The organism is Planctomycetota bacterium (genome assembly GCA_039819165.1).
In the GTDB taxonomy this organism is placed as follows: Bacteria; Planctomycetota; Phycisphaerae; order Phycisphaerales; family UBA1924; genus JAHCJI01.
This window is the reverse complement of sequence record JBCBSM010000001.1, coordinates 2,405,561-2,429,269: the sequence shown is the minus strand read 5'-3', so window position 1 is coordinate 2,429,269 and position 23,709 is coordinate 2,405,561. Positions and strand designations below refer to the sequence as shown.

At 70.4% G+C, this 23,709-nt stretch carries 21 protein-coding genes; 13 read left to right on the top strand and 8 right to left on the bottom strand.

The genetic code is table 11. The features are described from left to right. Positions 1-21: 21 nt before the first annotated feature. Positions 22-1,695, top strand: a complete 1,674-nt coding sequence (locus AAFX79_10630) for an ATP-binding protein (GenBank protein ID MEO1009015.1) — start codon at positions 22-24, stop codon at positions 1,693-1,695. Between the two features lie 57 nt (positions 1,696-1,752). Here AAFX79_10630 and AAFX79_10625 read toward each other — a convergent pair whose 3' ends face one another. Together AAFX79_10625 and AAFX79_10620 are read right to left on the bottom strand one after the other, a co-directional pair. Continuing rightward, positions 1,753-2,235 (bottom strand): hypothetical protein, encoded by a 483-nt coding sequence (locus AAFX79_10625; GenBank protein MEO1009014.1) that lies wholly within the window; start codon positions 2,233-2,235, stop codon positions 1,753-1,755. A gap of 111 nt (positions 2,236-2,346) precedes the next feature. Then, positions 2,347-3,126, bottom strand: a complete 780-nt coding sequence (locus AAFX79_10620) for a ParB/RepB/Spo0J family partition protein (protein MEO1009013.1) — start codon at positions 3,124-3,126, stop codon at positions 2,347-2,349. Positions 3,127-3,340: 214 nt separating this feature from the next. Here AAFX79_10620 and AAFX79_10615 point away from each other — a divergent pair, with 214 nt between their 5' ends. Beyond that, complete coding sequence (locus tag AAFX79_10615) at positions 3,341-4,033, top strand: HAMP domain-containing sensor histidine kinase (GenBank protein ID MEO1009012.1); 693 nt, start codon at positions 3,341-3,343, stop codon at positions 4,031-4,033. On the opposite strand, the gene AAFX79_10610 is transcribed toward AAFX79_10615, so the two are convergent. Next, positions 4,030-5,097 carry an ABC transporter ATP-binding protein gene (locus AAFX79_10610; GenBank protein MEO1009011.1) on the bottom strand — a complete coding sequence of 356 codons (1,068 nt, stop codon included), beginning with the start codon at positions 5,095-5,097 and terminating at the stop codon, positions 4,030-4,032. The two genes, AAFX79_10615 and AAFX79_10610, sit on opposite strands and share 4 nt — an antisense overlap. Positions 5,098-5,198: 101 nt before the next feature. On the opposite strand from AAFX79_10610, the gene AAFX79_10605 reads away from it, so the two are divergent. Then, positions 5,199-5,570, top strand: a complete 372-nt coding sequence (locus AAFX79_10605; GenBank protein ID MEO1009010.1) for a hypothetical protein — start codon at positions 5,199-5,201, stop codon at positions 5,568-5,570. A gap of 22 nt (positions 5,571-5,592) precedes the next feature. Here AAFX79_10605 and AAFX79_10600 read toward each other — a convergent pair whose 3' ends face one another. After that, positions 5,593-7,146 carry a DASS family sodium-coupled anion symporter gene (locus AAFX79_10600; protein MEO1009009.1) on the bottom strand — a complete coding sequence of 518 codons (1,554 nt, stop codon included), beginning with the start codon at positions 7,144-7,146 and terminating at the stop codon, positions 5,593-5,595. A 168-nt stretch (positions 7,147-7,314) separates the two neighbouring features. Between AAFX79_10600 and AAFX79_10595 the strand changes: the two genes are divergently transcribed. Together AAFX79_10595 and AAFX79_10590 are read left to right on the top strand one after the other, a co-directional pair. After that, entirely contained in the window at positions 7,315-9,639 is a 2,325-nt protein-coding gene (locus AAFX79_10595; GenBank protein MEO1009008.1) for a M14 family zinc carboxypeptidase, read from the top strand. Between the two features lie 212 nt (positions 9,640-9,851). Further along, entirely contained in the window at positions 9,852-11,003 is a 1,152-nt protein-coding gene (locus AAFX79_10590; GenBank protein ID MEO1009007.1) for a GC-type dockerin domain-anchored protein, read from the top strand. An 85-nt stretch (positions 11,004-11,088) separates the two neighbouring features. On the opposite strand, the gene AAFX79_10585 is transcribed toward AAFX79_10590, so the two are convergent. Next, positions 11,089-11,547, bottom strand: a complete 459-nt coding sequence (locus tag AAFX79_10585) for an STAS domain-containing protein (GenBank protein ID MEO1009006.1) — start codon at positions 11,545-11,547, stop codon at positions 11,089-11,091. A gap of 31 nt (positions 11,548-11,578) precedes the next feature. Further along, positions 11,579-11,818: a hypothetical protein gene (locus AAFX79_10580; protein ID MEO1009005.1), complete on the bottom strand. Its 240-nt coding sequence runs from the start codon at positions 11,816-11,818 to the stop codon at positions 11,579-11,581. A 213-nt stretch (positions 11,819-12,031) separates the two neighbouring features. On the opposite strand from AAFX79_10580, the gene AAFX79_10575 reads away from it, so the two are divergent. The 6 genes from AAFX79_10575 to argS all read left to right on the top strand — a co-directional run bounded on the left by AAFX79_10575 (position 12,032) and on the right by argS (position 19,024). Continuing rightward, on the top strand, positions 12,032-13,210 hold the full coding sequence (locus AAFX79_10575; protein MEO1009004.1) for a hypothetical protein: 1,179 nt from the start codon (positions 12,032-12,034) through the stop codon (positions 13,208-13,210). Positions 13,211-13,296: 86 nt separating this feature from the next. Further along, positions 13,297-13,947, top strand: a complete 651-nt coding sequence (locus AAFX79_10570; GenBank protein MEO1009003.1) for a hypothetical protein — start codon at positions 13,297-13,299, stop codon at positions 13,945-13,947. A gap of 71 nt (positions 13,948-14,018) precedes the next feature. Then, positions 14,019-14,747, top strand: coding sequence for a glycosyltransferase family 2 protein (locus AAFX79_10565; GenBank protein MEO1009002.1), 729 nt, complete (start codon positions 14,019-14,021; stop codon positions 14,745-14,747). A gap of 43 nt (positions 14,748-14,790) precedes the next feature. Continuing rightward, entirely contained in the window at positions 14,791-16,173 is a 1,383-nt protein-coding gene (locus AAFX79_10560; protein ID MEO1009001.1) for a hypothetical protein, read from the top strand. Next, a complete protein-coding gene (locus tag AAFX79_10555; GenBank protein MEO1009000.1) occupies positions 16,173-17,096 on the top strand; it encodes a hypothetical protein in 924 nt (307 codons plus the stop codon). The genes AAFX79_10560 and AAFX79_10555 overlap by 1 nt, the downstream gene beginning before the upstream one ends. Positions 17,097-17,131: 35 nt before the next feature. Further along, positions 17,132-19,024 carry an arginine--tRNA ligase gene (gene argS, locus AAFX79_10550; GenBank protein ID MEO1008999.1) on the top strand — a complete coding sequence of 631 codons (1,893 nt, stop codon included), beginning with the start codon at positions 17,132-17,134 and terminating at the stop codon, positions 19,022-19,024. Between the two features lie 105 nt (positions 19,025-19,129). On the opposite strand, the gene AAFX79_10545 is transcribed toward argS, so the two are convergent. After that, positions 19,130-20,377 carry a porin gene (locus tag AAFX79_10545; protein MEO1008998.1) on the bottom strand — a complete coding sequence of 416 codons (1,248 nt, stop codon included), beginning with the start codon at positions 20,375-20,377 and terminating at the stop codon, positions 19,130-19,132. Between the two features lie 632 nt (positions 20,378-21,009). Here AAFX79_10545 and AAFX79_10540 point away from each other — a divergent pair. Beyond that, positions 21,010-21,732 carry a response regulator transcription factor gene (locus AAFX79_10540; protein MEO1008997.1) on the top strand — a complete coding sequence of 241 codons (723 nt, stop codon included), beginning with the start codon at positions 21,010-21,012 and terminating at the stop codon, positions 21,730-21,732. A gap of 57 nt (positions 21,733-21,789) precedes the next feature. Next, complete coding sequence (locus AAFX79_10535; protein MEO1008996.1) at positions 21,790-23,265, top strand: ATP-binding protein; 1,476 nt, start codon at positions 21,790-21,792, stop codon at positions 23,263-23,265. Here the strand turns inward: AAFX79_10535 and AAFX79_10530 are convergent. Next, positions 23,238-23,594, bottom strand: a complete 357-nt coding sequence (locus tag AAFX79_10530; protein MEO1008995.1) for a hypothetical protein — start codon at positions 23,592-23,594, stop codon at positions 23,238-23,240. The two genes, AAFX79_10535 and AAFX79_10530, sit on opposite strands and share 28 nt — an antisense overlap. Between the last annotated feature and the right edge of the window lie 115 nt (positions 23,595-23,709).

Below are 23,709 nucleotides of genomic sequence, written 5' to 3'. Positions count from 1 at the left end.
CGGGCCGCGTATACCAACGCCATGCTGCTGCTCACCGTCATCGAGGGCCCCGACGCCGGAAAACGCTTCGAGCTGCCCGCCGACGAGCCCCAGCTGCTCGGCCGCTCCAGCGAGGCCCTGCCCCTCTCCGACCAGGCCGTCTCCCGACGCCACGCCGAGCTCACCCCCGACGGCGGCGAGTGGTACCTCCGGGACCTCAAGAGCCAGAACGGCACGCTGGTCAACGGCCTGGCCATCCGAGGCCGAGTCCGCCTCCGCCGCGGCGACCAGATCCGCGTCGGCGAGACGGTGCTGGCCTTCGGACGCACCAGCATCGTCGACGAGCTCGACATGATCGACCTGCTCGACCCCATCGACATGGCCACCAGCGTCGAATCCTCCGTGCAGGCCAGCACCGACGACCCCGCGAGCAGCCGCATCGCCGACGCCAAGGATGGCGCCCTCGACCACCTCCGCGTCGTCTACCAGATCACCGAGCTTACCGCCCGCGCCGCCACCCGAGGCGCCATGCTCCACGGCCTGCTCGATCTCATCTTCCAGGAATTCCAGCCCGAGCGGGGCGTCTTCATGCTCCTCGACCAGGACGGCGAGCTCCGTCCCGCGGCCATCAAGCAGCGCGAGCTGCTGCCCGGCCTCGACGCCGACCGCATCCAGGTCAGCCAGACCATCCTCCAGCACGCCGTCCGCCACGGCGAGGGCGTGCTCTCCACCAACGCCATGGGCGATCCGCGGTTCTCGGCCGGCGACTCCGTACAGGCGCTCCGCATCCGCAGCGCCATCTGCGTGCCCGTGCAGCACCGCACCACCACCTTCGGCGCCATCTACATTGATACCTCGGCCGCCGACCAGACCTTCGACGACGAGCAGCTCCGCCTGCTCAACGCCGTCGGCCAGCAGGCCGGCATCGCACTGGCCAACCTCCGCCTGCACCACGATAAGCTGCACGCCGAACGGCTCGCGGCCATGGGCGAGACCGTCGCGAGCCTGAGCCACTCGATCAAGAACATCCTCCAGGGCCTCAGCGGCGGCGCCGACCTCGTCGAGATGGGCCTCAACCGCGACGACCTGGGCATCGCCAGCCAGGGCTGGGACATCCTCCGCCGCAACCTCGACCGCATCGTCCAGCTCACCACCAACATGCTCGCCTTCAGCCGCCAGCGGCAGGTCGAGCTGGAGCTGACCTCGCTCGGCACGCTGCTCGACGACTGTGCACAGCTCCTCGCCACCCCGTGCGAGCAACGCGGCGTGGCGCTCCTCGTCGACGCCGGCGACGACATCCCCCCCGTGCCGATCGATCCGTCGCTGATCCACCAGGCCGTCATGAACCTGCTGACCAACGCGCTCGAGGCCGTTCCCGACGAGACCGGCAGCATCACCGTCCGCGTGGACTACCACGAGCCCGACAGCCGGGGCCCGAGGACGCCCGGCGCCGCCGAGATCGTCGTGGTCGACAACGGCCCGGGCATCCCGCCCGAGCGGCACGCCGCCGTCTTCGAGCCCTTCCACACCACCAAGGGCACCAGGGGCACCGGGCTCGGCCTCGCCGTCACCAAGCGGATCATCGAGGACCACGGCGGCCACATCCGCATCGAGTCGCAGGACGGACAGGGCACCGCATTCCGAGTCGTGCTGCCGCTGGACCCCGGGCGCATCGTGGATCTCTCGGCCACCAAGGGCCCCCCCGCGGGCTTCTAGCTGCGGAGGGGAGGCACCCGGTGTACCGGCCAAGAGGTCGGGTGTCGAAAGCGTGCGCTACTTCGCGGTGTACAGCCCGCGGCCCTGCTTGCTGAACGTGCCCTTGTGCTTGATGAGCGTCTGGTTGACGATCGTCCGGAAGTTGGGCGACGTCGTCTTGTAGCCGTTCTTCTGCACCGCCTCGGCGACCTCGGTGACCGACATGGTCTTGCCCTTGAGCGTGTGCGCGAGCGCGTCCACGAGATTCATGTCGTTCTTCGGACGGCGACGCGCTCCACGCTTGGTCGTCTTCTTGCGGCCCGACGTGCGCCTCTTCTTCTTGCTGCGCCCGCCCTGGCTCGTGCCCGCGCCGGCCGCGAGCGCATCGATCTCGGCGAGGTGCGCATCGATCTCGTCGATGCGGTCCACGAGCTCCGCGCGCTCGGCCTCCAGCTCCTCGGCCTCCGCCTCGCGTCGCTCCAGCTCGGCCTGCAGCTGCTCGATGGAGACGCCACCCAAGTCAACAGCTTTAGAGCGGCGCGCTCGCTTCTTCTTAGCCATGTTTTGAACTCCAGAGAATCAGAGAAATGTCGCTTGGTACAACGATGCGACCAGCGAAGTGAAAGGTAGAGATGTTACCTTGCGCGATTGCTCAAGTAAACACGACGCGCGCTAGCTCGACGAACAGCCCAGCCGCTGCAGCAGGCCGTCGAAGTGCTCGAGGCTGTAGAACTCCAGCACGAGCCGGCCGGAGGTCCCATCGCCCCGCGCATCGATGCGGACCTTGGTCTTGAGTTGTTCGCCTAACACCTCTTCGAGCCTCGCGATGTTCGCGTTGTGATTGGAGTCGGCTCGCTCGGGCTTGCGCTTCGTCTCTCCGGCGTCCCGCGCGAGCTTCTCGACCTGTCGGACCGAGAGCTGCTCGGCGATGCAGCGCTCCGCCAGCTCCCGCCGCGCGTCGGCGTCCGCAACCGACACCAGCACCTTGCCGTGGCCCGCCGACAGGCTGCCGTCCGCGATCAGCTGCTGCAGGTCGTCTGGCAGATCGAGCAGCCGCAGCAGGTTGGTCACGCTCGAGCGATCGAGCCCGACCCGCTCGGCCACCTGCGCCTGCGTCAGCTCGAAGCGGGCAATCAGCGTCCGGAACGCGATCGCCTTCTCGATCGGGTTCAGGTCGGCCCGCTGCACGTTCTCGATGAGCGCCAGCTCCGCCGTTCGGCGATCGTCCAGCTCGCGGACCACCGCGGGCACCGACGCCAGGCCCGCCTGCCGAGCCGCCCGCCAGCGTCGCTCCCCCGCCACGATCTGATAGCCGCCCGAGGGCCGGGGCCGGACGACGATCGGCTGCATCACCCCCGCCTGCTTGATCGAGGCCGCCAGTTCGGCAAGCCGGCGATCATCGAAGCGGCGGCGGGGCTGCATCGGGTTGGGCTCGATCTGATCAATCGGCATCTCGACCATCCGCAACTCGGATGGTGACGCATCCAATTCTTGTTCCTGTGTTTGTATTTCGTTTGGCTTTTGATCGATGAGGCTTGTGAGGCCCCTGCCAAGCTTGCGCGGTCGAGGATTCGGCATGGTGTACCGTATCGGCTTGCGGCGGCGAAGGCGCATGAACGGCGGTCATCGGCCTTATGAGCCGCCCACCGGGCGTCGATACAGCAACGTGTCATCTTCCCGCCAGCCCACGCCCGATGACGATGCCAGCATCGAACCGATGGCCGGCGCCATCGCCCACGAGGTCAACAACCTGCTGACGCCGATCGTTGGCCTCGCCGACGTGCTGCGAGATCGAGACGACGACTCGCAGCTGCGGGACGATCTCCTCGAGCAGACCATCGATCGATGCCAGCGAGCCGTCTCGATCTGCGGCCTGCTATTGGATCTGTCCAAGGAGGCCGATCGGGTCGGTTCCACGTGCAACGTGGCCGATGCGATGAGGGCGGCCGTCGAGTGCACGCGTCAAGCGGCGAGCGCCGCGAGCGTGCGAATCGAGCTCGCATTCCACGACGAGGGCATCGCGATCGTGCCGGCCCCCGCCCTCGAGCACGTGCTGATCAACCTGATCCTCAACGCCGTGCGGGCATCGAATGCCGATGGCACCGTCCGGCTCGATGCGGCCTATCGACCCGCAACCGCCTGGCAGAAGGCCACATGGACAATCCGTGTGGCCGACCGAGGCAAGGGGCTGGACGAAAGAGACGTCCGGGCGATCCGGGACGGCCATCCGCCCCGTGGGTCGCGCGGCCTCGGGCTGGTAATCTCGCGGCAGCTCTGCGACCTGTGGGGGGGCAGCCTAGCGGTCGAATCGACGCCGGATCGGGGTTCCACGTTCTCGATCGAGGTACCTGCCGGCTAGCCCGGGAAGACGACGACGTCGGCGGCGTCTGTCCTGAGGCGGACCTGGCCGCTCGGCATCTCGCCTGCGGGGGCGAACTGGGACACCGTGAGCGTCAGGCCATCGCCCATGCGAACGCGATGCTGGGCCGTGTCGCCGAGATAGGTCGTGGACTGGACTGTGCCCACAAAGGGCCCGTCTGTGGCGATCGAGAGCGCCTCGGGGCGGATGGACACCCCCACGGTCTCGTCGGCACGCAGCGCGTGGGCGGCCGTTCCACGTAGAACACCCATCGGCGTAGAGACCTCCACTGGCTCCTCGGGAGCGACCGACGCCATCGATCTGCCGGAGAGAAGGTTGGTTTCGCCCAGGAACGAAGCGGCAAAGGCATCCCGTGGCCGGCGGTACAGCTCCGATGGAGAGCCGGACTGGACGATCCGGCCGCCGGACATCAGCGCGATCCGGTCGCCGATGCTCAGCGCTTCCTTCTGGTCGTGCGTCACATAGATGGACGTGATGCCGCTGTCCTTGCAGATGCGTCGGATCTCGTCTCGGAGCTCGGCCCGCAGGCCCGCGTCGAGGTTCGAGAGGGGCTCGTCGAGCAGAAGGACGCTGGGCCGGACCACGAGGGCTCGGGCCAGCGCCACGCGCTGCTGCTGGCCGCCCGAGAGTTCGCCGGGGCGGCGCGCGGCGTAGGGCGACATCTTGACATCGGCGAGCGCCTCGTCGATCCGGACCTGCCGTTCCTGGCGGCCGATGGTCCGGGTCTTCAAGCCGAAGCCGACGTTGTCGGCCACGGTCATGTGGGGCCAGAGCGCGTAGCTCTGGAACACCATGCCCGTGTTCCTTTTGTTTGGTTCTTGGCCGGTCACATCGCGATCATCGAACCGGATGGTGCCCGCGTTGGGCTGGATGAAGCCGGCGATCATGCGGAGCAGTGTCGTCTTGCCGCAGCCCGAGGGGCCCAGCAAGAAGAACAGCTCGCCCGGTTCGATGGCCAGGTCCACCGCGTCGACGGCGGTGGTGGCCTTGGATCCACGGCCGTAGGTCTTGGTGAGGCCCGAGAGCGTGATGCGGGTCGGCACGCCGCAGGATAGACCTATGCTGCGCGACGACGCCGAACACAGATCCAAACATTTATCTAATTTTCTGTATCGAGAATCAAACAATACCCGAATGCAAGATCATGCCCAGGCTACCCTCCATCAACGACCGCGGCATCGACTCGATCGCCCAGCTCCGCGAGTGGCGGACCCGGAGTCGCGACGTGGAGATCCGCCGGCAGGTGCGGCGGGCGGCCGCCCGGTACCAGGCCACCGCTCGGACGGGTGATCGCCTGGCCGATGCGTGGGCAGAGCTCGCGCCGCTGGGCATCTCCTCGTCGACCTCGGCGGAGGGCGTGGTCCGCGGCGTGCTGGCGGTCCGCGTGCGGGATGCGGCCGACCAGCACGAGGCCTCGCGATGGCTCCGCGGTGGGGGGGCTCTTGCGCTGCAGCGGGCGATCGGCCAGCCGATCCGCCGGTGGCGGTTCGAGTTCGGCGACTCGACGCCTGCATAGCCGCCCAGTGCAATCGTAAGGATCAGGGCGCGGCATCGCCCGCTGGCACGACGCCCGTCGCGCCGAGCAGCACCCAGGTCGTGACGATCGGGGCCATGGTGAGGTTGAGCACCAGGCCCGCCCGGACCATCTGGGGCATGGCGACGTGGCCGCTGGCGAAGGCGACGGCGTTGGGCGGGGTCGCGACGGGCAGCATGAAGGCGCAACTGGCCGAGACCGCCGCTGGCAGCATCAGCATCGCGGGGTCGACGCCCACCACCGGAGCGGCGGCCGCAACGACCGGCAGAAGGGCGGTGGTCGTCGCGGTGTTGCTGGTGAGTTCGGTCAGGAAGGTCACCAGCAGGCAGACCGCGAGGATGAGCGTCCACGGCGGCAGCCCCTGGAGCAGCGCGAACTGGCCGCCAATCACGCGATCGAGTCCGCTGGCCTGGATGGCGGCCGCGAGGCTGAGGCCCCCGCCGAAGAGCAGGAGCACGCCGAAGGGGGCGCGGGCGGCGGTCCGCCAGTCGAGGGCGAAGGTCCGGGCCCGTCGATCGACGGGGATGGCGAAGAGGGCGACGGCGGCGAGCATGGCGATCTGGGCGTCGTCGAGCCGCAGATCGAGCGCCGCCAGCGGCGGCAGGGCCAGCAGCGGCTTCTTGAAGATCCACAGCGCGGCCGCCAGCCCGAAGACGACTAGCACCACCCACTCGCCGGGCGCCATCGGGCCGAGTTCGTCGAGGTGCCGGCGGATGGCGGCGCGGCCTGACTCTGGCGCCTCGCGGACTCCGCCGCGGACGCGGAAGAGCGGACCGACGAGGAGGACGTACGTGAGCGGCAGCATGATGGCAACGAGGGGCGCGGCGTAGAGCATCCAGCGGCCGAAGTCGATGGGCACACCCGTCTGGGTGAGAACGACGTCGCGGAGCACGCCGTTGGGCGGCGTGCCGATGAGCGTGGCGACGCCGCCGATGGACGCGGCGTAGGCGATTGCGAGCACGAGGCAGGTGGCGAAGCGGCCGCGGTCGGCGTCGCCGCCGGGGAGTGCGAGGCTGCCGAGCACGCTGGTGGCGATGGGCAGCATCATGATGACGGTTGCGGTGTTGGACACGAAGGCGCTCAGCACGGCGGTGGCGAGCATGAAGCCTGCGACGATCGCGCGGGGTCCGGAGCCGAAGAGCAGCAGCGTGCGCAGCGCGATGCGTCGGTGCAGGCCCCAGCGTTCCATGGCCAGGCCCAGCATGAAGCCGCCCAGGAAGAGGAAGATGACCGGGCTGGCGTAGGGCGCGGCGACCTCACGCATGGACGGTCCGCCGAGCATGGGCAGCAGCGCGAGTGGCAGCAGCGCCGTCGCGCTCAGGGGCAGGGCCTCGGTGAGCCACCAGGTCGCCATCAGGACGGCGACCGCGGCGGTGACCCGGCCCGCGCGGCCGATCTCGATGGCCTCGCCAGCGTGCGCGAACTCGCCGGGCACCACGAGGTAAGCCGCCACGGCCAGCAACGGGCCGGCGACGAGGCCCGCGAGGGCCACCGGGCGTCCGAAGCCCCGCCGCTGGTCTCCCGAATCCGGTAATGCGGGGGGCGGAGGGGCGTTCACCGTGGTGCAGGCTAACCCGGGCCCGGCCGGGTGGGGAAACGTGCGGACCCCCCGCCGCGTATCCGGTTCCCGGCGACGGAGGCGGTCGCACCGGCGACCGGTGCGTAGCGACGCCGCCGAACCACCCGATTCGAGATCCCATTACCGAGACCCAAGTTGGAGGTCCCCATGGCTCATTCTTCCTGGCGGCTGCTCGCCGCGTGCTCGGGCGTGGTCGGCGTGCTGGCCGTGGCGGGACCGGCATCGGCCCAGCAGCTCGTTCCGGCGGCTCCCGCGGACGCTCAGGCCGACGTGGCCGGCCCGTACTCGGGCCACAAGCTGGTCCGGCTACCCGCGGCGAGCCGGCGGGTGATGGCGGCGATCGAGGACCTCGAAGCAGACATCTGGACGCACACCATCCGGCAGATGCGGCCGATCGACATGCGGCTGGATCCCGAGCAGTTCGTCCGCTTCCTGGACCTCGGGCTCGAGCACGAGGTGCTGGCCGAGGACCTGCAGCGGGTGGTGGATGCCGAGCGGGCGCGGATCGCGGCGCGGTCCATGCAGGACGACGTGACGTGGTACGAGGAGTACCGCACGCTGGCGGAGTACCGCGACCGCTGGGCGATGATCGCCGGCATGAACCCGGACCTGGTGGCCACGGGCGTGATGGGCCAGTCGCTCGAGGGACGGGACATGCCCGTGCTGCACCTCAACGGCGACGGCCGCACCGACAAGCCGGTGCTGCTAATCAACGCATGCCAGCACGCCCGGGAGTGGGTCAATCCGGCGGCGACGACCTTCGTGCTCGAGCAGCTCGTGGCGGGCTATGGCAGCGATCCGCAGATCACTCGGCTGCTCGACGAGCTGGAGGTCATCATCGCGCCGATGATGAACCCCGACGGCTTCGAGTTCTCGTGGAGCGACGAACGGTTCTGGCGGAAGAACCGCCGGGACAACGGCGACGGCACGTTCGGCGTCGACCTCAACCGCAACTGGAACGTCGGCTGGGGTGGTCCTGGTTCGAGCGGCAACACCGACAGCCAGACCTACCGCGGCACGGACATCTTCAGCGAGCCGGAACTCCAGGTCTTTACGAGCTACGTCGAGGGCTTCCGCGATCGCGTTGTGGCGCACCTGGACATCCACACGTACGGGCAGCTGATCCTGAGCGCGTGGAGCTACAAGTTCGAGCCGCCACCGGACATCTCGTACTACGACGCGGTCGGCAACGCGATGGGCGACGCCATCTTCGCGACCAACCAGGAGCGATACACGGTCGGGCAGGGCGCCGGCACGCTGTACGTCGCGGGCGGCACCGCCAAGGACTACGGCTATGGCGAGCTGGACGCGCTGGGCTGGACCTTCGAGCTGCGGCCCGATAGCGCGAGCGAGGGCGGCTTCGATCCCGACCCCGACCAGATCATCCCCACGGGCGAGGAGCTGCTGCAGGCGGTGCTGGTGCTGGCCGAAGAGCTGGCCCAGCCGCTTCGGTTCCACCTCGAGCCCCAGCCCCGCCGCGTGGCGATCGGCGAGGCGTTCCCGCAGCGCTTTGAGATCCGCGACGGCGTGGACGCGCTCGACCCCGCGTCGGTGGTGGGCTTCTTCCGTGCGTCGGCCGACGAGAGCTTCGTCGAGGTCGGCATCACGCCGCTGGGCGACGAGGACTTCGCGATCGTGCTGCCCGCCATGGACTGCGAGGCCCGCGGCGAGTTCTACGTCGAGGCCTCGACGGTGGGGGGCGACTCGTACCGCTTCCCGGCCGACGGCGCGTTCGAGCAGCGAGCCGCGGAGATCGTGGCGACCTTCGAGGATGCGTGCGAGAGCGTGGGCGGCTGGACGGCGGGCCTGCCGGGCGACGACGCGAGCACCGGGCAGTGGGCGCTTGGCGATCCCGAGGCGACGACTGCGCAGCCCGAGGACGACCACTCGCCCGACGGCGTGAACGCGTGGATGACCGATCCGCGGGCGGGCTCGTCGGCGGGCAGCTTCGACGTGGACGACGGCGCGACGTCGCTGCTCAGCCCGCTGCTCGATGCGGCGCCCGACCTCGGGCTGCTGGACGCCGAGGCCTACCTGACCGCGCACTTCTGGTACAGCAACGACAAGGGGGGCGGCCCGCTCAACGATGAGCTGCTCGTGTTCCTGAGCAACGACGACGGCACGACCTTCGAGCAGATCGATCGCCTGCGCGGCCCGACCGTCGGATGGGAGCAGAAGCGGTACCGCATCGCCGACTTCGTTGCTCCGACCGACCAGATGCGGCTGCTGGTGATCGCGTACGACACGCGGACGGGCTCGCTGGTCGAGGCGGGCGTCGACGACGTTTCGATCGAGATCGAGGGCTGCACGCCGCACCCGGCCGACCTGGACCTCGACGGGGAGTTGACGCTGTTCGACTTCCTGCTGTTCCAGAACCTGTGGGAGGACGGCGACCCGAGGGCCGACCTGGACGGCGACGGCGCGTTCACGCTGTTCGACTTCCTCGAGTTCCAGAACCTATTCGAGTCCTGAGCTGGCCCGCCCCGCCGGGGCGCTGGCGACCCACCACGCATGATCATCGAGAAGCCCGGCGCCGAAGCCGGGTTTTTCCTTATTTTCGACTCGATTCGGCGTGAGTAGGCGCCGCCAAGCCCGCTCCTCCTAACAGAGGTCCCGGGAGAGTGCATGCACCGCATGGGCCACCCGCAGGCTGGATCCAGCTTCACATTCGGAAGGAGCAAGTCATGCTGGGTAGAACGAACTCGTGGGGACGGCTCGCGCTCGCGGGCATCGCGGGCGCCGTCATGGCGGCTGCGACGACCGCCCAGGCCCAGCCAACCGGCTGCCGCGCCGACCTCGATGGCGACGGCGTGCTGACCATCTTCGACTTCCTGCAGTTCCAATCGCTCTTCGACCTGGGCGACCCGCTGGCCGATTGGGACGGCGACGGCACGCTCAACATCTTCGATTTCTTGGCCTTCCAGAATGACTTTCTCGCGGGTTGCGAACCACCGCTGTGCTCGGACCTCCAGCTGATCGACGAGTTTGAAGCTCGCTACTTCCCGGAGATCCCGCTGAATGAGTACCCCCGAATCGAACTGCCCGAGCTGCCCGTCCAGTTCGCGCTCGATTCGTTCTTCGTGCAGATCCAGTCGCCGATCGACGACGACGATCCATACCAGTACGGCAGCGACTACTCGATCTTCTTCTGCAACGACACCGGCGAGTGGGTCGTCGAGATCAACTTCCCGGGCATTTACCACATCTTCGAGGACACGGCCACCGGCCCGGGCATCAAGGCCGTGCTGGCGGGCGTCGAGATCGAAGAATTCAAGAAGGGCGATGACGCCGCCGACACGGGGACTACGCGTACCTTCGACATCCACGAGGCCGACATCGTGATCTCAGACAAGGACTCGACCTGGCGGCAGCGCTGGAACTACTACGAATCGGCCGGCCAGAACATTGTTGAGGTTGACGACGTCGCCGACGCGATCCAGGAGATCTGCGACGTCGATCCGAAGCCGCTCAAGAAGATCATCATTGCCAATCACGGCGCTGACGGGCTGATCTCGGTCGGCAACGGCAACCACGGCGACGGATTCGACGGCGAGAAGGCCATCGGCAAGTCGGCGACCGGCGCCAAGCTGGGCGACTACATGGACTTCATCGATGGGCTGAAGGACCAGGGCAAGGTCGACTCGAACACCGAAATCTGCATCATCGGGTGCAACGTCGGCGACGGGGCTGCCGGGCAGCAGCTCGTGGACTGCATCAAGTCCGACTTGGGCGTGAAGCTCGTGCGGGCCATAAAGGGCTCGGTCACGTACGCGGGCCGCGACGGCAGCCGCAAACCGACGCAGTCCGGTGGCACCGGTTGGACCGACAGCCGCTGAGCGTTCGCCCCCGGAGCGCACGATTCGAAGATCGTACTCGTGGCCGGGCGCTCGCCCGGCCACGTTCGTTGCGCGACCCAGGTCCTCAGGCGGCGTGGCGTTCGACGGCCTCGATGGCGCGCATGACGTCGCGGCAGATGGGGAAGAGGCGGTCGAGGCGGGTGAGCTTGAAGAGGCACTCGACGTTGGTGGCGGCGTTGACCAGTGCGACGCGGCCGCCGGCCTTCTGGAGGCGCGTCAGCAACTCGACGAGCACGCCGATGCAGGCCGAGTCCATGTAGTCGACGTTCTGCAGGTCGAGCACGACGTGGTGGCAGGGCGGGTCGGCGTCGGTGATGCGGTCGGTGAGCGCAACGACGAGGGCGGCGGCTTCCTGGCCCGAGAGCGTGCGGGCCTTGAGCGTGGCGACGATGGTGGAGCCGAAGCGGTCGAAGGAGGCGAGCCCGTCGTTGGGGTCCACCTGCGCGGCGAGTGCTTCGAGATCCGCGGCGTCCATGCTTGACCTCTTGGCGTTGGGATCCTTGCGAAACAGGCGGGACAGCATGGTGGACTCTCCGGCGGGGAGGTTGGCCGCCCTATCGCACCCAACCGGAGTTCTCCGGGCGGGCGCGGCGGAGCGGGCGGGCCTTGAGCCGTCCGTTGGAGGCGCCGGACTGCGCATCCTCGGTCAGGGCGGGTGTGGGTTCGGGGGCGGTGCGGGGCTCGGGCTCGTCGCCCGGGCCATGGGTCCGCTTGCGTTGCGCCTCGTCGAGCGATCGATCCAGCTTGTGGAGGATCTGGCGTAGATCCTCGAATCCCTGCTCGTTGCCAGCCATGGCCACACCTCCGGCTTCCACACCGCCGGTAGCATCGGCCGACGACGGGGCGGACTTCGCTCGTGGGCGCGATTTCGCGTGGACGCGTGCGGACCGCTCCGGGTTGTGAGGGCATGGGCCAACCCGCCGCGGAGCAAAACGCGCGCAGAACCATGCCGCGTCCGGTATGCTGGTCGCCGGCGAGAGGGCCTCCCCGTGGACGACGGTGCCAGCATGTCCGAGAAGTCCATACGCAGCAAGGCGTTAGCGGTTTTGGTTCTCGGAGCCCTCGCGCTGGTGGCCGTGCTGGGTGGGGCAGGGACAAGCCGAGACCCGGGCCCGGGCCGGGGTCTGGTGGTGCACGTCCGGGTGGCGGACGACATCGAGACGACGGCGATGGCCGAGGGCATCGAGGAGGCGATCCGCGTTGCGGGCGGGGAGCACGCCGCCGGCGTGCTGCTGGAGCTCTCGGGCAACGCGGTGCGGTCGGATCTGGCGTGGCGGCTGGGCTCGTCGATGGACGAGGCCGACGTGCCGGTGTGGGTGTTCCTGGCCGGCGGGGGCGATAACGAGGTGGGCGCGGGCCAGCTCGAGCTGGCGGTGCGTGCCGACGCCGCGTGGATGGCCGGCGCGGTCGCCGCCGCCTGGGAGGGGCCGGCGGCGTGCGAGCCGCTGGCGCCGGCGGACCTGGACGGCGAGCGGGTGCTGCGGGAGCGCTACTCGGGGCTGTGGGTGGCGCTGCAGCGGCGGGGGGCCGACGAGCAGGCCGCCAATGCGCTGCTGAGGCCCTCGGGCACGATCCGGGCGACCCGCGTGCTGGGCGGTTCGTCGAGGCTGGTGGTCGGGCCGGTGGCGCCGCAGGACGCCGAGGTGATGGTGACGCTCATCGAGCCGCTGGCGGGCGGCGGGTCTGCGGGCCGGGTGGATTGCGAGATGGCGATCGCGCTGAAGCTCGTCGACGGCGAGGCGCGGCACGCCCGCGACGCCATCCGGCAGGCGCTCGCCGGCGACGTCGATCGCGCCCGGCGGACTCGGCGGATCACGATCGAGAACGGGCTGGCGGACGCCCTCGATCGCGGTCGTGCGCTGCTGGGGTCGGCCCGGGCGGCGGAGGCGGGGGCGGCGGCGGCGCTCCGCCGGCGGCTTGGAAGCGGGCTGGGCGATGCCGCGTACCGGCGGGCGCGGGTGGAGCGGGCGCGGCGGGCGCTGGGGCCCATCGCCGAGGGCGAGGCGGCGGTGCGGGCGCTCGAGGAACTCGCGAGGCGGACGCCCGAGTTGCTGCGGACGCGGGCGCCCGATCAGGCCGACCTACCGGGCGTGGAGGCCGACGCAGGGGACGCGTGGCGGCGAGCGATCGAGTCGCTGCGGCGATCGCTGGCCGATGCGCGGGCCCGGGCCGAGGCGGACCTGTAGGACCCGCCGCCGAACCAAGAACTTGGGACTATCGGGGATGCTCGACCGGGCGGGCCCGCGAAGCGACAGGTCGCTACGCTGCGCTTATGTCGCCGGAGACCCCAGCAGCGCCGCCCACGAACGCCCCCGCGCCGGCGGAGGCACCCCGGCCTCGGCCGGGTCCGCCGTCGCTCGAGCGTGCCTCGCTGCTGCGTGATGCGTTCTGGCACGACATCTGCCGCGAGATCCTGACGACGCTGTCGATCGAGGGGCTGCGTCGGGCGGAAGCGGCGAACAACACGCTGCCCTCGGGCCAGCAGATCGTGACGTCGGTGGGCACTGCGGCGCCGCCCGCGCCGGAGCTGTTCGACGGCCGGATGGCGATCCTGACGCACGGGGGCGAGCGGATCCCCATCGGCCAGGTGTACCCGATGCTGGCGTGCGGCATCAACAGCGATCCGACGGCGCGGGCGATCTCGCAGGCGGTGGAGTGCAGCATCTTCCAGATCCGCACGCCGCCGGGCGAGCTGTACACGCTGCCGGTGTCGGAGATCCGCGCGTTCCACGCGCTGACGCCCGAGCTGATGGCGCAGATCGAGGCGGCGGGCCGCGCACAGCAGCAGGCGCGGCGTCGGCCGAGCGGCTCGACCGAGAGCAAGGACGATCTGCCGTTCGGCTTCGAGGCCTACACCTCGCTGGCCCGCAACGAGCGGGAGCGGCAGGAGAGCGAGGACCCGTACTACCCCGCGTCGCCCTAGCGGCGCGATCGACGGTGTGCGGCCCGCGGCGACGATCGGTGCACGGACGCCGGATGCGAGGAGGCGAAGACGTGCGCACGCTGCTTGCAATCCCCGTGTACAACGAAGAGAAGTACCTGCGGCGGGTGCTCTCGCGGGTGCTGGAGCGGGTGCCCGACGTGCTGGTGATCGACGACGGCTCGCAGGACGCGACGCCGACGATGCTGGCCGAGCATCCCGTCGAGGTCATCCGGCACGCGCACAACCGGGGTTACGGCAACTCGCTGCTGGATGCCTTCCGGTGGGCGGCGGTCGACGGCTTCGACTGGGTCATCACGATGGACTGCGACGAGCAGCACGAGCCGGCGGCGATCCCGGACTTCCTGCGGGCCATCGAGCGGGACGATCTGGACGTGATCAGCGGCTCGCGGTACCTCGATGCGCACCCCGAGAACGACGCGCCGCCGGCGGATCGCCGGGCCATCAACCTGACGATCACCGAGGAACTGAACCGGCGGCTGGGCCTGTCGCTGACCGATGCCTTCTGCGGCTTCAAGGCCTACCGCGTGTCGGCGTTGCAACGGCTCACGCTGGACGTCAGCGGGTACGCCTTTCCGATGCAGTTCTGGGTGCAGGCGGTGGCGGCGGGGCTGCGGATCGGCGAGGTGCCGGTGCGGCTGATCTACAACGACGCGACGCGGTCCTTCGGCGGCCCGCTGGACGATCGCGACCACCGGCTGGCGCACTACCGCGAGGTGCTGCACGCCGAGCTGGAGCGGTGCGCGGATCGCCTGCCACAGGGCTGCTCGTGTTCGGCGTGAGCCCGGCGCTGATCCACACGCGGATCGAGGGACGGAGCGGCCCATGCTACCGGATGCGACCGAGGGCATGACGGAGTTGCACGCCGAGGGCGCCGCTGGCGACGTCGCCTCGATCGAGGTGTCGGCCATCGAGCCTCTGCCAGCGATGCTGGAGCCGCCGCGGGCCGCGCTCGCGGCGGCGCGGGCCGAGGTGGGGTTGCCGACGGACCGCCCGATCGTCATGTCGGGGCACCAGGCCGAACTCTGGCACGCGGGCATCCTCGCGAAGCTGATCGCCGCGGCCGCGCTGGCCGAGCGATTGGACGCGGCGCTGGTGTGGCTGGTGCCCGACCAGGACGCGCACGAGCCGACGGTCATCCCGTATCCGGCCGAGACGCACGAGGGGCGGCTGCGGCGGCGGGAGTGGATCGCCGCGCCCGACCAGTTCGTGCGGCCGGGCACGGCGACGTGCGCGCGGCCGGCGATCGAGCCCGCGGCGACGCCCCGGCGGGCGCGGACGGAGTGGCCCCACGCGCGGGCCGAATGCGGGCTGGAGTCGATGCGGAGCGCGCTCGCGCGGCACGCATCTGCCGGGAATGCCGCGGCGCAGTTCACCGCTGCGGCGCTCGAGCTCGCGGAGGAATCGACGGGCGTGCGGGGCGTGGATCGGCTGCACGCAAGCGAGCTGTCGCGGGGCCACGCCTTCGAGATGGTCGCGGCGCGGGTGCGCAAGGATGGTGCGGCGTGCGTGCGCGCGTACAACGCGGCGGTGGGCGCGCACCCCGACGCCGGGCTGCGGCCACTCGAGGACGATGAGCTGCCGCTGTGGTCGATCGTGGACGGCGCCCCGCGGCGGCGGGTGCGCATCGGCGATGATGCCGAGGGCCGTCTGCTGCCGCGGGCGTTGCTGCTGACCGGGCACGTCCGCCGGCTGCTGTGCGACGTGTGGGTCACCGGCGCGGGCGGCGCGCGGTACGACGCCGCCACGCGCACCTGGCTCGATGGATGGCTGGGCGAGACGCCGCTGGCGCCCGCGGTGCTCGCGACGGCGACGGCCTATCTGCCCCTCCGCGAGGGCCCCCGGCCCGACCCCGCGGGCGCTGAGCGTGCCGCCTGGCGGCTGCACCACGCCGCGAACCACCCCGAGGAGCTGGGGCTGGATTCGCTGGGCGCGCAACGGGATGAGCTAGTGTCGCAGATAGACGATGCGCCGCACGGGTCGGCCGAGCGGTCGCGGCTGTTCGCCGCCATGCGGGGCGTCGTGCGGGACGCGCGGGACGCCGGCGCCCAGCAGCTGGCCGAGCTGGAGCGCGAGCGTGCCGCGCTGAAGGAGCGGCTGCGAGACGAGCGGGTCGAGCTGGATCGGACCTGGCCCTTCCCGCTGCATGACCCCGGCACGCTGCGGTCGCTCGCGGAGCGGATCCGCGATGCGGTTGGTGCGCTGTGATGCGGGCGTGGACGGCTCTTGCGGCGTGGTGCATCGCCGTGCTCCTTGGCCTGACGATCGCAGGGTGCGAGCGAGCGGCCTCGACGCCGTCCGCGACGCAATCCGCCGCCCTGCGGATCGCCACGACGAGCCCGGCGGTAGGCGTGCTGCTGCGGGACTTCGGCGCGAGCGACCTGGCGGTGGGACGGTCGGGCTGGGACGTCGCGTTGCCGTCGGATGTCGCGGTCGTCGGCGATGCCGCGGGCGTCGACCTCGAATCGCTGCTGGCGGCGCAGCCGACGCACCTGTACATAGAGAGCTCGGGCGGGCCGCCCGAGGCGGCAGCGCGGCTGGCCGATCGTGCGGGCTTCGAGATCCGCACGTTCCCGCTAGTGGGGCTGGACGACCTGATCGCGATCGCCGACGACGTGCACGCGTTGGTGTCGCGGGACCGCGATGCGGGGGAGCCGCCGTCGGCCCGCTTCGCCGAGGCGTTGCGGCCGGATGCGTCGCTGGCCGGCGCGGGTCGCGTGCTGGTGCTCATGGCGGGCACGCCGCCGGCGGCGCTGGGGCCGGGCTCGGTGCACCAGGAGGTGCTCGAGCGGATCGGCGGCGTGGCGGCGCTGCCCGAGGGCCGGGCGTACCTGCCGCTCGACGCCGAGGACGTGCTGGCGATCGACCCCGACGCGATCGTGCTGCTCGATCCGCGGGAGCGGGGCGATCCGTCGGCGGCGGCCGGGGACGGCACCCGGCTGGAGGCGGCGCTGGGGATCCTCGCGCGGTTGCCGATCACCGCGATCGAGGACGGCCGCGTAGCGCTCGTCGATGACCCCGAGGTGCTCATGGCGTCGACGTCGACGCTGCGGTATGCGCGGGAGCTGCGCGCGCAGCTGGAGCGGTGGCGCGACGAGCGGCTGTGGGGCGCAGGCGAGCCGCCGCCATAGGCCGGCCAGCGAATGCCGCGAGCTACGATCTGCTCATGCCCGAGAACGCCGAAGACGCGACCGTCCTGTCCGAGCGGAGCACGCCCGCGCTCGACCCGGTGGAGCTGCTGGCCGACCGGTTCCGTGCGGCGATCCGCGCGGGCGTGTCGGATGCGCCGGCGGACGCGGCGGCGATGATCGCGCCGAGCAAGCGGGCCGAGCTCGGCGACTTCCAGTGCAACGCGGCGATGCCGCTGGGCAAGGCTCTGGGGAGCAAGCCTCGGGACATCGCCGCCGCGATCGTCGAGGCGGTGGATCTGGAGGGGCTGGCCGAGCCGCTGGACGCGTCGTCGATCGCGGGCCCGGGGTTCATCAACGTGAAGCTGCGGCCCGAGGCGATCGCCGGCCTGCTGGGCGAGATGGATGCGCCGAGCCTGGGCTTGCCGCCCGCCGACGAGCCGATGCGGATCGTGGTGGACCTGTGCGGCGTGAACCTCGCCAAGCAGATGCACGTGGGGCACGTGCGGGCGATCGTCATCGGCGATGCGCTGGCGCGGGTATTCGAGCGGCTGGGGCACGATGTCGTCCGCCAGAACCACGTGGGCGACTGGGGGCTGCCCATCGCGATGGTGGTGCACCACCTTGCGCGCGCCTCCGAGGCGGGCGAGATCGACCTGGGCTCGATCACGCTCGACGAACTGGATCGGATCTATCGGGCAGAGCAGCGGCGGACGTCGGCGGGCCGCGTGGGGCTGCAGGTCGCGCAGAAGTGGTCTATGGGGCCCAAGATCCTGGCCGAGCTGGAGGCCGAGGTCGCCGATGCTGACGAGGCCCTCGACGAGGCCAAGTCGACGCTGGTGGCGTTGCAGTCGGGCGATGCCGGGGCCGTGGCGATCTGGGAGCGGGTCCGCGAGGTGACGATGGCGGCGTGCCTGGCGGCCTGCGCGCGGCTCAACGCGAACGTGACCGACGAGCACAGCGCGGGCGAATCGAGCTACCGCGACGAGCTGACGCCGATGGTCGAGGACCTGATCGAGCGCGGCGTGGCGACCGAGGACGGCGGCGCGCTCGTCGTGCGGCTCGAGGAGATCGAGCAGCCCGCGCTGGTCCGCAAGCGGGACGGTGGCTACCTCTACGCCACGACCGACGTGGCGGCGGTGCGGCGGAGGGTGCAGGACTTCGGCGCCAGCCGCGTGGTCTACTGCGTCGACGTGCGGCAGGCGCTGCACTTCCGGCAGGTGTTCGCCGCGGCGCGGCGGGCGGGATACGCGGCGCAGCCCGACGGCACGCCGGCGTCGCTGGAGCACGCGGCCTTCGGCACGATCCTGGGCAAGGACGGCCGGCCGTTCAAGACGCGATCGGGCGAGAGCGTCAAGCTCAGCGACCTGCTGGACGAGGCGCGCGAGCGGGCCGCCTCGGCCCTCGCCGAGCGGGGCAGCGACCTGGATGCGGCCACGCGGGATGCGACGGCCGAGACGATCGCGATCGCGGCGCTGCGTTTCGCCGACCTGGCCAACGACCGGATGCGGGACTACGTGTTCGACTTCGACCGCATCCTGGCGTTCGAGGGCGACACGGGTCCCTACCTGCTCTACGCCATCGTGCGGATCCGCAGCATGTTCCGCGAGGCGCAGCAGCGTGGGGCGGATGGGGGCTGGCGATCGGCGGCGTACGCCATCGGGCACGAGGCCGAGAAGCAGCTGGCGCTCGCGCTGCTCCGCTATCCCACGGTGGTGCGGGACGTGGTGCAGCACCTCGAGCCGCATCGGCTGTGCCAGCACATGCTGGAGATCGCCACGCGATTCAGCGGCTTCTACACGGCGTGCAAGGTGCTGGGCGCCGAGGACGCCGCCACGCGGGACGCGCGGCTGCGGCTGTGCGACCTGACGGCCTCGGTGCTCGAGGACGGACTGGGCATGCTGGGCATCCCGACGCTGGAGCGGATGTAGCGGCGGGTAGTCCTCGCACGGCGCATTGCCATTCGGACGGCGCACGAAAAAACGGCCCGGAGGCCGTTCGTTGCTTTCAGCTGTCGATCGGAAGCGGTTCGCGGATCAGAAGGTGACCTGGAACTGCGAGCGGAGGGCGACCTGCGGGTCGTCGATGTCCGGGAAGAGCGAGATGTTGCTCTGGCCGGCCGGCAGCAGGCTGGTGCTGACGGTATCGAAGATGAAGACGATGTCGGCGGTGAACTTGGCGCTCTGGTCGCCGAAGACGTAGTAGTTGTAGCCGAAGGCGAACTCGGGCAGGTCGTCGGCATCCATCGTGGTGCCGGGAGTCATGCTGTCGGCGATGATGATGCTGAAGCGGGCGAAGCCCTCGTGGTTCTCATCGTGCCGGTAGCCGCCCTGGGCGACGAAGCCGACATCGGTGCCGCCGAGGGACATCATGCCGTCGGAGTCCTGCAGCTGGAAGGCGCCGAAGGCGCTCCACTGGTTGTACTCCCACTGGATGTCGCCGGTGACGCCGAGAATGTCGTTATCGAAGGTTGTGGCGCCCAGGCCCGAGGAGGTATCGCCGCCCTCCTGGTAGTAGATGGCACCACCGATGCGGAGCGCGGTCTCGGGCGTGCTCGGGTCGGCGGTGAAGTCCTCGAACTGCTCCCAGCTGCCGTAGAACTTGTAATCGAAGCGGCCGCCGACCTGGAAGTCGGCCTCGATGGGCGAGCCGATGGGCGTGGCGCCGGTGCGGAAGCCGTCGGCGAAGGCGGCCTGGAAGCGGTAGGCGTCGTCCTCCTCGCCGGCGTAGGTGAGCAGGATGCCCTCGGAGCGGCCCTGGTTGAAGAACTCGTTGGCGGGCGAGCGCTCGCCGAGCAGCTGGTTCTGGGCCGCGACGTTCTCCTCGTAGAGGAAGGGCAGCTTGAACTGGCCGATGGTGAGCTTGGCCTTATCGTTGAAGCCCGGCACGGGGATGGTGACGTAGTAGTCCAGGAGGTTGAAGACGCCGGCGGCGGTGCCGGACTCGGGCGAGCTGTTGGAGAAGTCGCCCAGGATGTTGTACTCCCAGCCGTCGGCCACGGTGCCGCGGGCGCCGAGCTGGGTGCGGTTGTTCTGGAAGCCGTTGGCGAAGTCCTCGCCGCCCATGCCGCCGTCACCGAGGATGACCCAGTTGTACTGGAACTGCAGCAGGCCGTAGAACTCGGGGCCGGTCTGGGCACCCTGGGCGAGGGTGGCGCGATATGCGTCGCCCCTGCGCTCGGACGCCAGCGCCCGGGCCTCATCCATGGTGGACTGTGCGAGTGCAGCGCCACTCAGGCCCATGGTGAGGCCCGCGAGCAGCACGGTGGCCTTCGTGTGACTCATCTACCAGACTCCTTACTCTCGGGTACCTTGATTGATACCTTACAGAGGTGCCGGCGGCGCGGTCGCCGCCCATTCTGACTGCGTCGCCGGCAGGCCCAATCCTGCTCCTGGCGCCAAGCCTGCGGATCCGGCCGGCACGTCCGGTCTGATCCACCGATCGGGCTCCCACGAGCCCCCAACCACTCCCCGCGGGCGGTCCAACGAGCACCACCGAGCGGGCGAACTCGCCACCGTATAACCGGGACGGGTCCGAAAAGCTAGAACCCTCTGCGGCGGGGTCTCCCCCGCGTGGGGCCACTGGATCCCGGGTCGACCGACCCGCGGGCGCCGCCGTTATAGGGCGGAGAGCCGGAATGGTAGCAGCAACTTAGCCATTGCCAACCACCAGCTCCGGGCGTTTTTCGGCGTGACCGGACCTTGCCCGCCAGAAACAAGTGCCATTTCCCCCAGATCTGCTCAAGTCCGAGTGGCCGGCGACCGGGGGTCGGCGGGGCGTGCGACTACATTTACGGCTCGCGAACCGGACGTCCCGCGCGGCATGCCGTCGGGGTCCGGCTAGGACCGCCGTCAGCTGGGCTGCAGGCCCGGTTCTTGTCCCCCGACGCTCGCACCCTGAAGCCAGGATCAAGCCCATGGCGACGGCCAGCGCGACCACCGAGACGCGGACCATCCTGATCGTCGAGGACGAGCGGGACCTCGCGGATCTGCTCGAGTACAACCTCAAGGAGGCGGGCTACGCCACCGTGTCGGCCCGCACGGGGCAGGAGGCGCTGGTGCGGGCGCGGGCCAGCCGGCCCGACCTGGTGCTGCTCGACCTGATGCTGCCCGAGCTGCCCGGCACCGAGGTGGCCCGGCAGCTGCGGGCCGATGCCGAGCTGTCGCGGGTGCCGATCATCATGCTGACCGCCAAGGCCGACGAGATCGACCAGGTCGTGGGATTGACGCTCGGGGCGGACGACTACGTGACCAAGCCCTTCTCGATGAAGGTGCTGCTGGCGCGGATCGAGGCGATCTTCCGGCGGATGAGCCAGCGGCCCGGGACGAGCGACCCGCTGCTGCGGATCGGCGGTGTGGTGCTGGACCCCGGCACGCACGAGGCGACCATCGACGGTGAATCGCTGCCGCTGACGCTCACGGAGTTCCGGCTGCTGTCGGCGCTGATCGAGGCCGACGGGCGGGTGCTGACCCGCGGCTCGCTGATGTCCCAGGCGATGGGCCCGGGCGTGCAGGTGACCGAGCGGACCATCGACGTGCACATCACGAGCATCCGTCGCAAGATGGGCGCGTGGGGCACGCACATCAAGACGGTCCGCGGCGTGGGCTACCGTGCGCTGCGGGACCTGAAGGATCAGTAGGCGGTCCCGGCGGGGGCACGCATGCGCGTGGAGCTGGTTTGGTTGGGAGGCGCTGCGGTGGCCGCGACGCTGGCCGCGGTGCTGGCCGCCAACGGCTCGCATTGGGCGGCGTCGGCGGGGCTGCTGCTGTCGGCCGCGGGGCTGGCGATCGCGGGGCTGCACGTGTCGAAGCGGTCGGTCGCGCGGACGCTCGACGCAACTCTGCGACCGGCGCACGAGGCGTTGGCGGTGGTGCTAGACGAGCCGCCCGACGCGATGCCCAAGGCAACGGGGCGGGACGCCTCCTCGGCGGCGGCGGCCTGGGCGGACCACCTGCGGGGGTGCGCCGGCCGCGTGCAGCAGGTGATGGCGTCGCTCGAAGCGGCGTATGGCGAGTTGAGCACCTTCTTGCAGGTCATCGACGAGCCGGTGCTCGTGTGCGACGAGCACCAGGTGGTCATCCTGCTGAACGCGGCCGCGCAAGAGATGCTGGGGCTGGAGGCCGACACGGTGCTGGGCCGCGGCATCGACGAGGTGTTCACCAACGCGGAAATCCTGTCGCTGCACGCTCGCGCCAGCCGTGGCGAGTTGTGCAAGCGACGGGTGACCATCGCGGGCGAGAACGGCAATCGCGTGGCGGCGGTATCGGCGGTGCCCGTGCCGGTGGCCGGCGCGGATGACGCCGACCGCAGCGGGGTGCTGCTCGTGCTGCGGGACGTGAGCGAGCTGGCTCGGGCGCTGCAGGTGCGGACCGACTTTGCGGCCAATGCCTCGCACGAGCTTCGGACGCCCATCGCGGCGGTCCGCGGTGCGGTGGACACGCTTGCGGCGGGGGCCGCGGGCGATCCGGCGGCCCGGGATCGCTTCCTGGGCATGCTCGACGAGAACGTTACGAGACTGGAGGACCTGATCCGGGACCTGCTGGATCTCTCGCGGCTGGAGGCCGCCGACGGCGCAACGCGGATCTCGCTCGTGCCCGCCAGCGAGATCGAGCGGGTGCTGCGGCCGGCCTTCGAGGCGGACTGCGAGCGGACGGGGGTGTCGCTGCGTTTCGCCTTCGATAAGGCGCTCGAGCGGCTCCGCACGGATCGCAACCTGCTGACAATCATCCTGCGGAACCTGATCGAGAACGCCATCAAGTTCAGCGAGTCGGGCCAGGAGGTGGTGGTGCGGGGGTCGGCGGTGTACGACGACCAGTCCGACGGCACGCTGGACGCGATCTTCGAAGTGATCGACCACGGGCAGGGCATCCCGCTGCCGATGCAGCAGCGGATCTTCGAGCGGTTCTACCAGGCCGACGGCTCGCGGGACGGGGCCAAGGACGCGCGGGGCACCGGGCTCGGGCTGGCGATCGTGAACCATGCCGTGCGGTCGCTGGATGGCCGCATCCTGGTCAAGAGCATCTGGCAGCAGGGCACGACGATGACGGTGGAGCTGAAGGCCGCCGTCAACGCCTCGGAACTGGGGCTCGCGGACTCGTCCGGAGACGCGGCCCCGTCGGAGGACGCGGCCGACGGCGACGGGGGCTACCGCGGCGCGAACTCGACGCCGTAGAGCTGGTCGAGCCGGCGACGCCAGGCCCGCAGCAGCCGGGCCTGGGCCACGCGGTCGCCCGCGGGCTCGACGAAGACCCGCAATTCGATGGAGCCGTCGGCGTTGCGCCGGGCGGTCGCGGTGCCGCGGCGGTCTTCGATGACCAGCAGGCTGGCGGCGTAGCGGTCGGGCGTCCGGTCGGCGTCGAGCAGGGCGGCCTCGCCGGCCGCGAGGGCGACCGCCAGCGCGCGGGGCACGTCGTCCCAATCGCCACGGGTGGTGGCGACCGAACTCGGGCCGTCGGTGGGCTCGATGGGCGACGGGGCGTAGCCCGCGCAGCCGGCGAGCATCGCGGGGACGAGGCCGGCGAGGGCCCCCCGGGGCAGTACACGTGATGTTCGGGTTGGGCTCACGGGCTGCGTTGGGCTGCGTTGGGTTGGGTCGGGCGGCTGGTACGATTCGTCT

Bases quoted from the DNA above. Each gene is read 5' to 3' on its own strand.
- AAFX79_10630 (MEO1009015.1), top strand. From the start codon at position 22: ATGCTGCTGCTCACCGTCATCGAGGGCCCCGACGCCGGAAAACGCTTC.
- AAFX79_10625 (MEO1009014.1), bottom strand. From the start codon at position 2,235: ATGGCTAAGAAGAAGCGAGCGCGCCGCTCTAAAGCTGTTGACTTGGGT.
- AAFX79_10620 (MEO1009013.1), bottom strand. From the start codon at position 3,126: ATGCCGATTGATCAGATCGAGCCCAACCCGATGCAGCCCCGCCGCCGC.
- AAFX79_10605 (MEO1009010.1), top strand. From the start codon at position 5,199: ATGCCCAGGCTACCCTCCATCAACGACCGCGGCATCGACTCGATCGCC.
- AAFX79_10595 (MEO1009008.1), top strand. From the start codon at position 7,315: ATGGCTCATTCTTCCTGGCGGCTGCTCGCCGCGTGCTCGGGCGTGGTC.
- AAFX79_10590 (MEO1009007.1), top strand. From the start codon at position 9,852: ATGCTGGGTAGAACGAACTCGTGGGGACGGCTCGCGCTCGCGGGCATC.
- AAFX79_10585 (MEO1009006.1), bottom strand. From the start codon at position 11,547: ATGCTGTCCCGCCTGTTTCGCAAGGATCCCAACGCCAAGAGGTCAAGC.
- AAFX79_10580 (MEO1009005.1), bottom strand. From the start codon at position 11,818: ATGGCTGGCAACGAGCAGGGATTCGAGGATCTACGCCAGATCCTCCAC.
- AAFX79_10575 (MEO1009004.1), top strand. From the start codon at position 12,032: ATGTCCGAGAAGTCCATACGCAGCAAGGCGTTAGCGGTTTTGGTTCTC.
- AAFX79_10570 (MEO1009003.1), top strand. From the start codon at position 13,297: ATGTCGCCGGAGACCCCAGCAGCGCCGCCCACGAACGCCCCCGCGCCG.
- AAFX79_10560 (MEO1009001.1), top strand. From the start codon at position 14,791: ATGCTACCGGATGCGACCGAGGGCATGACGGAGTTGCACGCCGAGGGC.
- AAFX79_10555 (MEO1009000.1), top strand. From the start codon at position 16,173: ATGCGGGCGTGGACGGCTCTTGCGGCGTGGTGCATCGCCGTGCTCCTT.
- argS (MEO1008999.1), top strand. From the start codon at position 17,132: ATGCCCGAGAACGCCGAAGACGCGACCGTCCTGTCCGAGCGGAGCACG.
- AAFX79_10545 (MEO1008998.1), bottom strand. From the start codon at position 20,377: ATGAGTCACACGAAGGCCACCGTGCTGCTCGCGGGCCTCACCATGGGC.
- AAFX79_10540 (MEO1008997.1), top strand. From the start codon at position 21,010: ATGGCGACGGCCAGCGCGACCACCGAGACGCGGACCATCCTGATCGTC.
- AAFX79_10530 (MEO1008995.1), bottom strand. From the start codon at position 23,594: ATGCTCGCCGGCTGCGCGGGCTACGCCCCGTCGCCCATCGAGCCCACC.